Raw genomic sequence first — 11,452 nt, forward strand, 5'->3', positions numbered from 1 at the left:
CTCGAGGCCGTGGAACGAAACCCCAGACAGGTGGGTCCATGAACATCCTTCAACACGCATACCGCAAGCTGAGCCTGCACGACTATCGCGTCCGCGCGCACTATGGCTTCCTGGCCCAGGGCGGCTCCCTCTCCGAGGAGAGCATGTTCATGAACATGGGCTTCTGGAAGGACGCCCCGGCCACGTTGGACGAGGCGGCCCGCGCGCTGGTGCGGCTCGTCGCACAGACGGCCAGGCTCGGTCCCGGGGACCGGCTCCTCGACGTGGGGTGCGGCTTCGGGGACCAGGACCTCCTGTGGATGGAGGAGTTCGGACCGGCGCGCATCGACGCGGTCAACATCAGCGAATCGCAGCTCAAGGTGGTGCAGGGGCGCGTCCTCGAGCGCGGCCTGGGCGAGCGCATCAACCTGTGGGCCGCGTCCGCCACGGAGCTGCCTTTCGAGGACGGCACGTTCGACAAGGTGGTGTGCGTGGAGGCCGCCCACCACTTCAACACGCGTGAGGCGTTCTTCCGCCAGGCCTTCCGGGTCCTCAAGCCCGGGGGGCGCGTCGTGCTGGCGGACATCCTGCCGATGGCCGGGCAGAAGGTGGGCGCCTTCGAGCGGCAGAACATGCACATCAAGGGCGAGAACATGTACACCCGCGATGTCTACGCACGGAAGCTCGCCGCCGAGGGCTTCGGCGCGGTGGAGGTCCAGTCCATCCGCGAGCACGTCTGCCCGCCCTATTCCTCCTTCCTGTTGCGTCGGGTGGGGGAGGGGGCCATGGCCGAGCGGATGAACCCGGTGGTGCGTTGGGCGGCCCGCGCCTACCTGAAGCGGTTCGGCACCTTCGAGAACCTGGACTTCGTCATCGCCTCCGCGGAGCGTCCAGCCCACGCCGCCGCGCGGAGCGCGTCATGACGACTGGGGCCGTGGCGGCGCGCGCCCCTCGCCTGCCGGGGCCGCGCTCGCTGCCATTGATTGGCTGGCAGTTGGAGGGCCTGCGGATGCTGGGCGACCCTCCCGCGCACTTCATGCGAGCGTTTGAGCGCTACGGCCCCGTCAGCGCGTGGGACCCGCGTAAGCCCAGGCACGTGTACGCGCTGGGCCCCGAGTACAACCAGCTCCTCTTCACCCAGCCGGAGCGCTTCATCTCGGATGCCTTCCGTGAGAGCAACCTGCCTCGCGATTCGGCGATGGAGCGGCTGACGTTCGGGTTGCTCCGGCTGAACGGCGCGGCCCACCGCAAGCACCGGACGTTGATGCAGCCCGCCTTTCGTCCCCAGCGCATCGACGCCTGCCGGGACACCATCGTCGGCTTCACCCAGGCGGAGTTGGATCGGTGGACGGTGGGGGAGACGCGGCCACGGCTCGACCAGGATCTGCTGCGGCTCATCATGCGCATCGCAATGCAGACGATGTTCGGACTGGACCCCGCCGGTGACGGTGTGCGGCTCCAGTACCTCATCGCCCGGTTGCTGGAGCTCGCCTCCGCTCCCACCACGCTGCTCCTGCGGGTGGACCTGCCTGGCGCGCCCTACCGGGAGATGCTGGCGGTCGCGCGGGAGATCGAGGACATCCTCGGGGTGCTCATCCGGCGCAAGCGGGAGGCGGAGGCCGGACAGTTGGACGTGCTCTCCGCGCTCATCACGGCGCGGGACGAGCATGGGCAGGGCCTCACGGACGACGAGCTCGTGGGCGAGGCCTACAACGTCCTGTGCCACTCCACGAGCGCGGCGTCCATGACGTGGACGCTCTTCCTCCTGGACCGACATCCCCAGGTGCTGGCCACGCTCCAGGAGGAGCTGCGCACGACCCTGGGCGGCGCGCCGCCGACAGTGGAGCAGCTCAAGAAGCTGGAGTACCTGGACCTGGTGGTGAAGGAGAGCTTGCGGCTGTTCCCTCCCGCCTCGTTCCTGATGCGCTACACGAGCGAGGCGTGCCAGTTGGGCCCCTACGAGCTGCCCGAGGGCACCATGGTGTTCGCGAGCGCCTACGTGACGCACCGGCTGCCAGAGCTCTTCCCGAACCCCCAGCGGTTCGAGCCGGAGCGGTGGAGGACGGCCACGCCCACGGTGCACGAGTACACCCCCTTCGGCGCCGGTCCCCACAACTGCCTGGGGCGCCACATGGCCCAACTGGAGATGAAGCTCGTCCTGTCCATGTTGCTGCAGCGCTTCCGGCCGACGCTCGTCCCGGGAGCGCGCGTCGACCGGGCGATGCGCATCTCGCTGGTCCCCAAGCTGGGGCTGCCCATGGTCCTCCTCGCGCCGGACCACCAGCCGCGGGTCACGCCCGTGCGCGGAAACATCCACGCGTCCGTGGAGCTGGTCTGAGTCCGGGGCTCGCATCTCCCCATTCCTTCACCACATCACCGCCGTCCTCGTCAGGAGCCCCGTGTCGCCCGTCCCGAAGGTCATCGTTGTCGGTGCTGGACCGACCGGTCTGACGCTCGCCGCCGAGCTCGCCAGCGCGGGCATCCCCTGCCGCATCCTGGAGCGCCGCGCCCAGCGATCCTCGTGGTCCCGAGCGTTCGGCCTGACGCCGTACACGATGGAGCTGCTCGACATGCGCGGTCAGGCCGACGCCACCATCGAGAAGGGCCTGCCTTGGAAGCACGGCCCGTTGGGGGATGGGAAGAGCTACCTGGACTTCGGGCGACTCGATTCGCGCTTCCCCTTCATGTTGATCATGCCGCAGAACCGCACCGAGGAGGTGCTGGAGGCGTGGGCGCTGCGCGCGGGGGCCGAGCTGGTTCGCGAGGCCCGCGTCGTGGGGCTGCGGCAGGAGGACTCGGGTGTGACGCTCGACGTGGAGGGCGCGGACGGCAAGACGTGGAAGGAGCACGCCAGCTACGTGGTCGGGTGTGACGGCGTGCGCAGCGCGGTTCGCTCCCTGTCGGGAATCGGTTTCGAGGGCATGTCGTACGACTGCTCGCTGGTCACCGCCGATGTGCGACTGAAACACCCGCCGGATCCGCCCGTGCACGCCATCACCGGCGCGCGAGGCACCGTGGCGGTCTTCCCCTACGGGGATGGCACCTTCCGGCTCATCGTGTTGGACCGTGCGCGCATGCAGGTCCCGCTGGAGCAGGCCGTCACGCTGGAGGAGGTGGAGCAGAGCGTGCGCGCCATCCTCGGCGTCGACCTGGGCATTCACGAGCCGCTGTGGATGTCTCGCTTCCGCAGCGACCAGCGCCAGGCGGACCGATACCGCGCGGGTCGGGTCCTGCTCGCGGGAGACGCCGCCCATACGCATATTCCCTCGGGAGGGCAGGGGCTCCAGGTGGGCGTGCAGGACGCCATCAACCTGGCCTGGAAGCTGACCGCGGAAATCAAGGGCTGGGCGCCTGCGGGGTTGCTGGACTCGTACCAGGAGGAGCGCCATCCCATCGCGAAGGCGACCCTTCGCAAGACGGACCTCGTGTTCAAGTATGAGATCTCCAGCGCCGCCCCGTTGCGGCTGGTGCGCTGGCTCATCATGCAGTCGCTGAAGGTGAAGGCGATCCAACTGCCTGTGGTGAAGGAGTTCGCGGGGCTGACGCTCCGCTATCCTCCGCCGCGCGGCGCGGACGCGCACCCGCTCGTCGGACGCCGCGTCCCAGACATCCAATTGGACCTCCCCCACGCGCGGCCGGTCCGCCTCTACGAGTTGCTGCGCCAGCGGCGGTTCGTCCTCGTGGACAGGACTCTCGAGGGGCGCTTCGCGAGCGTCGTGGAGCATGGCTGGGAGGACCGGGTGGTGGTGGCGCGCGGCGGCGCGTGGGACCGCATCGACCTGCCCCCCGCGCTGCTCGTCCGGCCCGATGGCATCGTCGCCTGGGGAGTGACGCGCGCCGGCGTACCGGGCCTGGAGGCGGTGCTCCACAAATGGTGTGGCGGACCGACCGAGGCCTCCGTGCCCGCGCGCGCCGCGGCCAGCGCCTGAAGACTTCACCCGGGCCCCGCTGTCAGGGCCCCCTGACGCCACATCCGTGTCGAGAAAGAGAAGACGCTGTGCTCCTGGTGGATCGTCTCATGTCGCGGCCCGAGTCCTGGGGCCGGTGCGTCCTGCTGTCGGCGTTGATGTGCCTGGTCGCTCTCGCCAGTCCCGCGAGCGCGGAAGGTGGAGCGACTGGCGGGCGCTTCGCCTATGTGAGTCACTTCTATACGCATGACATCACCGGGCATGTCATCGACCCGAGGACGGGGGCGCTTGGCGCGCTGCCGCTCGCCCCGTTCGCGGCTGGCGAGCGCCCGTCGTTCATGCGGCTGCACCCCAACGGGCGGCTGCTGTACGCGTTGAACTACTTCTCATCGAGCATCTCCGTCTACGCCATCGACCCGAGGACCGGAGCGCTGTCGCCCATCCCCGGCTCGCCGTTCTCCACCGGAGTGCGCCCCATCAACCTGGTGTTCACGCCGCAGGGCCGGTTCGCCTACGTGGCGAACTGGGGGGATGACACGCTGACGGCGTACTCGGTGGATGCGATGACGGGGTCGCTGACGCAGCTCGCGGGGTCCCCCCTCGCGACGGGGCCTCATCCGCTGTCGCTCGGGATGAATCCCCTGGGGCGGTTCCTGTACGCGGTCAACGATGTCTCGAACACCGTCACCGCGTATGCCATCCACCCGGTTACCGGGGCGTTGACGCCCGTGCCGGGGTCGCCCTTCGGCGCGGGGACGATGCCCTTCTCCGTGGCCGTCCATCCGTTCACGGGAGCGGTCTACGTCGCGCACGGCCTGTCCAGCGATGTCTGGGGCTACGCCGCGAATCCCATCACTGGTGCGCTGACGCCCGTCGCGGGCTCTCCGTTTCCGACGGGCGCGAACCCCGCGCAGATCAAGATTCACCCCTCCGGCCGCTTCGTCTACGTGGCGGATTGGGGGGACGGCACCGTGTCTGGCTTCTCCGTCCTTCCTGGCAGCGGTGCGCTGGTCCCGGTGCCTGGCTCGCCCTTCGCGGCGTTGGTGGGGCCGCGCTTCATCGCGTTCGACCTGGTGGGCGGGCGCATGTACCTGACGAACATCGAGACGGAAGGCCCCAACGTCTCGGTCTACACACTCGACGCCGCGTCGGGAGCGCTGGCTCCCATCGTCGGCTCACCGTTCCCCTCGGGGTCGAGCCCCTCGGCCATCGTGCTCACCGGGACACCGCAGTGAGCGCGCCGCCGGGGAGGCTGAGGGCCCACGTCGCCGCGGTCCTGCGCCCCCTGGTGGGTGGCCTGCCCCGGACCTTCTGGGTGCTGTGGTTGGGGACGCTGGTGAACCGGTTGGGAACGTTCATCCTGCCGTTCCTGGCCCTCTACCTCACGGGGGAGCGGGGCTTCACCGTGGAGCGGGCCGGGCTCGTCGCGTCGTTGTATGGCGCGGGCGCGGTGGTGGCCGGGCCGCTCGGTGGAATGCTGGCGGACCGCGTGGGTCGGAGGCTCACCGTGGCGGGGGGACTCTGGCTGGGGGCGGGGGCGATGTTGCTGCTCGGCTTCTGCCGGGAGCCCGTGCACATCTTTGGCGCCGCCTTCCTCCTGGGCGTCGTGGGAGAGCTGTACCGGCCCGCCTTCTTCGCCATCATCTCGGACGTGGTGCAGGAGGTGGATCGCCCGCGCGCCTATGGCCTGCTCTACTGGGTGCTCAACGTGTCCACCGTCGTGTCGATGCCACTGGCGGGGTTCATGTCACGGCAGGGCTTCCAGCTCCTCTTCATCCTCGATGCCTGCACGACGTTCATCTACGGCACGGTCATCTGGGCGTTGGTGCCGGAGACGCGGCCCTCGACGGAGGGCGTGCGCCAGACGCCAGCGGATGCGGGCTCGATGCTGACGCCGTTCCGCAATCTCCGGTTCATCGGCCTGGTGGTGCCCATCTTCGCGACGACGTTCATCCTTTGTCAGGGCGGCGTCGCGCTTCCGGTGGACCTGGAGTCGCGCGGCATGGACCCGGCCATGTTCGGCACGGTGATGGCGGTCAACGGGTTGATCATCTCAGTGGGGGAGCCGCTGTTGCTGCGCGCGACGGTCCGGGTTCGTCGCCTGACGCTGCTTGCGTGGGGCGCGGTCTTCACGGGGGCGGGTTTCGGGCTGCATTCCCTCTCCGCCTCCGCGGGGTTGGCCGCCGTGGCCGTGGGAGTCTGGACGCTGGGGGAGATGATTCAATCCCCCGTGGCGCCCGCGGTGGTGGCGGACCTGTCGCCCGTGGACGCGCGGGGCAGCTACCAGGGCGCCTTCCACATGGTGTGGGGCCTCGCCACGTGTGTCGCTCCCGCCCTCGGGGGACAGGTGCTCGGCCGGCATGGTGCGTTCGCGCTGTGGATGGGGTGCCTCGGATTGGGGTTGCTCGCCGCTGTCTGGTACCTGGTCTTCGGCGCGCTCCTGCGTCGTCAGGTTCGTCCGTGGGGCGAGCCCGGTCCTGTGATTGAGGCCCCAGGCTCCGGCCTCTGAGCGTGTGTGGAGATGGGGGTTCCCTTGATATGACTCCGCGGGCGCGGGTGACGGACCTGCGCCGCGATGGGTGCTCATCGAGCCGGAGGTCAGATGCAGGGCAGGCCCTACAGGCTCTACGGCGCGGAGATCAGCTATTTCACCGGGAAGGTGCGTGCGTATCTGCGCTGGAAGAACCTCCCATTCGACGAGATTGCGTCGAGTGCGGAGGTCTTCAGGGAGGTCATCCTCCCCCGGGTGGGTTTCTCCGTCATCCCCGTGCTGATTGCGCCCGACGGTAGTTGTTTGCAGGACAGCACGGAGATCATCGACGCGCTCGAAACGAGCCACGGTGGACCCTCGGTCTACCCGAGCACTCCGCGCCAACGGCTTGCCGCTTTGCTGCTGGAGACCTACGGCGACGAGTGGCTGATGATACCGGCCATGCATTATCGCTGGCATCACAACAGGGAGTGGGCGCAACGCGCCTTCGGCTCACTGAGCGCTCCAGCCGCGACACCCGAGGAGCAACTGGAAACGGGCATCCGCCTCGCGGCGCCTTTTGCCAAGGCCGCCGTGCGATTGGGGGCGGAGCCGCACATGCATGCCGCCATCGAGGCGTCCTACGAAGGGTTGCTCGCGGAGTTGTCCAGGCACTTCGATCACAATGACTTCCTGTTGGGTGACCGCCCGTCGATGGGTGACTTTGGACTCTTCGGTCCTCTGTATGCACACCAGTATCGGGATCCGAAGAGTGGTGAGCACATGCGCCGGGTGGCGCCGCGAGTCGCGCAATGGGTCGAGTGGATGCTGCACCCCATGCCGTTGTCGGGTGAGTTTCGGGCAGCCGATGAGGTGCCGGTGACGCTGCTCGCGGTTCTACGTCGGATGTTCATCGAGCAGATGCCCGTGCTCGCCGATACCGCCCGGCGTGTGAGCGAGTGGATGGGGGCGCATCCTGGCGAGACCCTGCCGCGCGCCATTGGCATGGGCGCGTTCGTCCTGGAAGGACAGGAGGGCAAGCGCATCGTCAGTCCGTACAGCCTTTGGATGTTGCAGCGAGCACGCGACTATTTCAGGTCGCTCACAGGGGGTAACCGGACTGCCGTGGAGGAGATGCTGCGCGCGGCAGGGGGGCAGTCGTTCTCGGAGTTCGAGGACCCACCACGCCTGGCTCGCGCCGGTTTGAGCGTGCGGCCGGGGTAGCGATGGCGCTCCGTGCCGCAATGCATTGACATGCCGGTGGGGGGATGGCTGCCAGAATGCATCCCGAAGAGAGCTACCACGGTCTCATGGCTGTTTTCCCTGTTCGAACTGGGAGATGACGTCATCGAGGACGCTCAAGAAGTAGCCATCCGCCTTGGCCGATGAATCGCGAAGGGCCAGGAGCAGCGGATAGAATTCCGGGTCGCCAAGGGATGCAGCGGCCTCGAGCGTGTACACCGTCACCGGATTGCCACACAGCGCGGCGCGTACGGGCTCGACAGCGCGTGGGTCCTTGCGAGCCGCGAGACCTACGAGGGCTTCTCCGAAAATTTCTGAGTCCTCATCACCGAGGCGCGCTGCGAGCGCATCACGCAGTTGCGGTGTGTCTACGTCCTCCCTCAGCGTTCCCAGGTCGAAGGTTGCCCAGTTCCGTACGTCGTGGTCCTCGTCGGACGAGAGCCTGATGAGTGCCTCGACAGCTTCCGGTGCATCCATGGCAGCCAGGCCGTGCACCGCGCCATACCGAGCCTCGGAAGTGGGGTGACTCGCCAGTCGGATGAGTTCGGAAAGGGCACGAGGCTCCCTGAGGTGTCCCAGTGCAGCGCCTGCTGACAGAAGGACAGCCGGGTCTTCCTCCCGCCGGAGCAGGCCCAACAGCGCCTCGCCACGCTCCTCCGTGAAGACGGGGACAGATCCAGGGCTACTCGCTCCAAGCTGGCCAAGGATATCCGCGCCGCGCCCCCGAGCCTTCGCGGAGGGAGCGTCAAGAAGGCGCAGGGCGGCGTCCAGCACGTCGCGCGTTCCCCGAAAATGCAGCACGCGGATGGCTGCCCAGGCACGCTCGTCATCCTCTTCACCCTCGAGTGATGCCTGGATGAGCGCTTCGGTGCTTCTCTCATCGTCACGTTCTGGATGACTCATGATGTCCCTGTGCGTGTCGAGGCTGCCGGCCGCCTGAGTTCAAATGCACGAGTGCATTGTTCATGTCGAGTGGGCGCTTCAATTTGGATTGAGCCTGCGGTGAGTTGCGCTGACCGCGCGTCAATGCGCGCGGACTCTGACAGTGGTTCGGGTGACCCACAACCAGGGCACTGGATGTGCTTGGGTTAACCGCAGACATCTATCTCATTGCTGTTTCGTGGAGTGCGAGCAGGGTCCGCGCCCAGTCCCTTGCTCGCAATGGTTAGCGTTTAGGGATTGAGGGTCGGCCGGTTTCCCTCTGGATCGGGGCACGTGGAGCGTCCATGGAGGTCCACCCGCGTCCGACCATCTTGGGCCCGAGGGTGGGAACGGCATGGGTCAAGGGCCATTGGCTGGCCCGGGGCCGGTTACGTCCGTGAACTTCGCGCCGGTGAGGCCCGCGCGCTCCAGGGCCTCCTTGATCTCCTCGGACACGATCAAGGCCACGGTCCAGCCCCAGGTGCGGAACACTTTTGCGCCTTCCGCCTTCGCCGTGTCGATGCGCATCCCGGACACCGAGGAGTACGTCCCCACCTTCTCGGGCATTCCGTCCTCCAGTGTCCAGTAACGCACCTCCTCGCACGCAGCGTCGTCGATGCACTTCACCAATCGGGTGGCGTTGAGGATGAAGTGCTGAGCCGGCTGGGAGTCGATCTCCACAGGGATGAGCTGCACGTCGTCGGGTGCCACCTCTGTGAAGAGGGAGGCCACGCGGGCGTGGACGACGGGGATGCTGAAGGCCGCGTGGGAATAGTCGAGCGGCTTGCCGGAGATCTTGATGGGGATCTTGATGCGCTCGTCCGACTGAGCCCGTTGCCCGATCCTGAACTGCCACGGGTCATCGAGTTTCCGGCCCTCGTGATCCAGAGGCTGCCCCAGCTCCCACCGGCCGGAGAGGTACACATCATCGGTCAACTTGAAGAACCGCTTCGGCATGAGGTCATTCTTCCGTCATTCGGTTCGGGTCACCAGCCGATTGAGCCTGGTCCCCTGCTTCGAGATCTCACGTGCCAACACACCGAGGATTTTCGTCAGCGCCTCCCGACAACGCTCGATGCTCTTGCAACTCGATGTTGCTTCGTCCAGCCGCTCGTAGACCTCCTCATGGTACTCCCTTGGGTGTGGCCCCTTGTGGCGCGGGACGCGGACCTGGTTCGCCGCATCGTCGAGCGACATGCCTGCCCGGTCGAAGATCTCCTGGTACCTTGGCGTCCAGGGCCCCCCGTTGTTGGTGGAGGTGCTGAACTTGTCGGAGGCGACGTGGTGCCAAGGGCCTTCCGCGTCCACTGGGGCCGTGCTAGCGGCGCTCGTCCCTCGTGCCGCCATGGCCAGCGCACCAGGAGCGAGCGCGATGGTGACGGCTCCCTCGGTGGGAATAGCCACCGAGCCTACTTCCGCGATCGCCGTGAACCGGAAGCCTCCCTGGAGATCGGCCAGCCGCACCGCCTGTGCCGAGCCCGGAAGCGCCGGCGCCTTGATCGCCAGCCCTGCGGTGCTCCCAATGGCGGCGGTCGCGAGCATGATGAAGACTCGCGCCGCGTTCTCGCCCATGACCATGCCGTACTTTTCGCCAGCCATGCGTACCTCGTCGAAGGTCGTGGCGACCGCTACGTCCTCGGCAAGCTGCCGCCACCCCGCGACCAGGTTCCAAACGGTGTCCACCCCCAAGTAGGCGATGAGGCAGACCGTCAGGGTGGCCGCCACGCCTTTACTCACCGGCTCGGGCAGCAACCAGAGGCCGAGGTACACGGCCATGGCCGTGATGATGGTGTTCCGCACAGCGACCGGATCCACCATCTTTCCCAGCGCATCATGGGTCTCGTTCATGACCGAGCCCATTGCGAACTGGAGGGCCAGGGTGCGCTTTCCTTCTTCGCCAAGAGAGGGGCCGTCTTCCAGTAGATGCAGACAATCTCGGGTGCGCTGCGTCCGATTGCACCAGCGGCCGTAGGCGCGCGTGAGTTCTGAATCCGCCTCCGGCCTCCATGCCCCAATCGGTGGGAGGTGGTCGCTGTACGAGTCCAGTTCCGAGCCAACAGACACGAGACCGATGCGCCCTCGTGCGCCTGCGTACGCATCATTCGCAGGGAACCAGAACAGCCGCCGAGCGTCCGATCGAGGCTGCGTGGACCCGGGCACATCTCGGCCCAACTTCGCCACGGCCTCTTCGAAGTCGTCTTCGTTCAGTTCCACCGGTCCCGCGTCACCGGAGCGTGGAGTGAAGGTGATGGGATTGCCCGGACCCGTGTCCAGACGCACCGATCTTGTCGCGCTACTGCACCCGGCCAGCATCACGAACAGTAGGAGAATCGACCATCGTGGCAGCATGCGGAGCCCTCCTGGCGCTGGCTCCCATCGCTCGGGAGCGCATCGGCAGCGCAGGGTCGGGTAATACCAGATAGAGCTGACAGGTGCTCCGGGCTGACACTGCCTGTGATGGAGCGGGTGGGGCCGACGGCGTGCCTACTGGATCGCCACGCCCGGGCGCGAGATCGTGCGCAGTCAGCTCGGTCCCCATTGCTGAGCGCGAACGTCCCTCGGGTTGCATCACCGGCGTCGCCTCTGCTTTCAACACGAAGCGATCAGCCGACTTGAGAGTGATGAGAGCCTTTGCCGGACGGTCAGGGTCTTCAGGGATGTGCCCATCTTGAACGTCAGTGATGCACTCAGGCGCAGGCCTGGAGCCCAAGGAGGCAACGGGCGTACATTTTGTGGGCAGTGTTGAATCTATTGTGAGTTATTCCAATCCGAGGTCCAGCCGGGTTGGATGGCGATAATCCAGGTTTAGAGCCTCTATCAAATGTGAGGATAGAGGCTTCGGAAGAGCATGACGCAGCAGCCGAGGACGAGGAAGCCGAAGTGGACGTCGTCCCTGCGCTCGTCACGGACACGGAGCCGACGAAGTTGATTT

9 protein-coding genes are annotated in these 11,452 nt (G+C 67.0%); 6 read left to right on the plus strand and 3 right to left on the minus strand.

Annotated features, from left to right (window positions below; all coding sequences use genetic code 11):
* Positions 1-38 precede the first annotated feature (38 nt).
* The 6 genes from HUA76_RS37760 (at position 39) to HUA76_RS37785 (ending at position 7,581) form a co-directional block, all read left to right on the plus strand.
* Positions 39-902, plus strand: coding sequence for a cyclopropane-fatty-acyl-phospholipid synthase family protein (locus HUA76_RS37760; protein WP_174455625.1), 864 nt, complete (start codon positions 39-41; stop codon positions 900-902).
* Positions 899-2,317 (plus strand): cytochrome P450, encoded by a 1,419-nt coding sequence (locus HUA76_RS37765; protein WP_174463621.1) that lies wholly within the window; start codon positions 899-901, stop codon positions 2,315-2,317. Before HUA76_RS37760 ends, HUA76_RS37765 begins: the two co-directional genes overlap by 4 nt.
* Before the next feature lie 61 nt (positions 2,318-2,378).
* Complete coding sequence (locus HUA76_RS37770; RefSeq protein WP_217440752.1) at positions 2,379-3,908, plus strand: FAD-dependent monooxygenase; 1,530 nt, start codon at positions 2,379-2,381, stop codon at positions 3,906-3,908.
* A gap of 89 nt (positions 3,909-3,997) precedes the next feature.
* Complete coding sequence (locus HUA76_RS37775; RefSeq protein WP_217440754.1) at positions 3,998-5,122, plus strand: beta-propeller fold lactonase family protein; 1,125 nt, start codon at positions 3,998-4,000, stop codon at positions 5,120-5,122.
* Complete coding sequence (locus HUA76_RS37780) at positions 5,119-6,396, plus strand: MDR family MFS transporter (protein WP_371823576.1); 1,278 nt, start codon at positions 5,119-5,121, stop codon at positions 6,394-6,396. Before HUA76_RS37775 ends, HUA76_RS37780 begins: the two co-directional genes overlap by 4 nt.
* A 93-nt stretch (positions 6,397-6,489) precedes the next feature.
* Positions 6,490-7,581 (plus strand): glutathione S-transferase family protein, encoded by a 1,092-nt coding sequence (locus tag HUA76_RS37785; protein WP_174463623.1) that lies wholly within the window; start codon positions 6,490-6,492, stop codon positions 7,579-7,581.
* Positions 7,582-7,665: 84 nt separating this feature from the next.
* On the opposite strand, the gene HUA76_RS37790 is transcribed toward HUA76_RS37785, so the two are convergent.
* The 3 genes from HUA76_RS37790 to HUA76_RS37800 all read right to left on the minus strand — a co-directional run bounded on the left by HUA76_RS37790 (position 7,666) and on the right by HUA76_RS37800 (position 10,869).
* Positions 7,666-8,502 carry a HEAT repeat domain-containing protein gene (locus HUA76_RS37790; protein ID WP_174463624.1) on the minus strand — a complete coding sequence of 279 codons (837 nt, stop codon included), beginning with the start codon at positions 8,500-8,502 and terminating at the stop codon, positions 7,666-7,668.
* A 378-nt stretch (positions 8,503-8,880) separates the two neighbouring features.
* The gene (locus HUA76_RS37795) at positions 8,881-9,477 is read right to left on the minus strand and encodes an imm11 family protein (RefSeq protein WP_174455622.1); all 597 of its coding nucleotides are present in this window, start codon (positions 9,475-9,477) and stop codon (positions 8,881-8,883) included.
* A gap of 15 nt (positions 9,478-9,492) precedes the next feature.
* Positions 9,493-10,869 (minus strand): AHH domain-containing protein, encoded by a 1,377-nt coding sequence (locus tag HUA76_RS37800; RefSeq protein ID WP_174463625.1) that lies wholly within the window; start codon positions 10,867-10,869, stop codon positions 9,493-9,495.
* Positions 10,870-11,452 lie beyond the last annotated feature (583 nt).

The organism is Myxococcus sp. CA056 (genome assembly GCF_013336715.1).
In the GTDB taxonomy this organism is placed as follows: Bacteria; Myxococcota; Myxococcia; order Myxococcales; family Myxococcaceae; genus Myxococcus; species Myxococcus llanfairpwllgwyngyllgogerychwyrndrobwllllantysiliogogogochensis.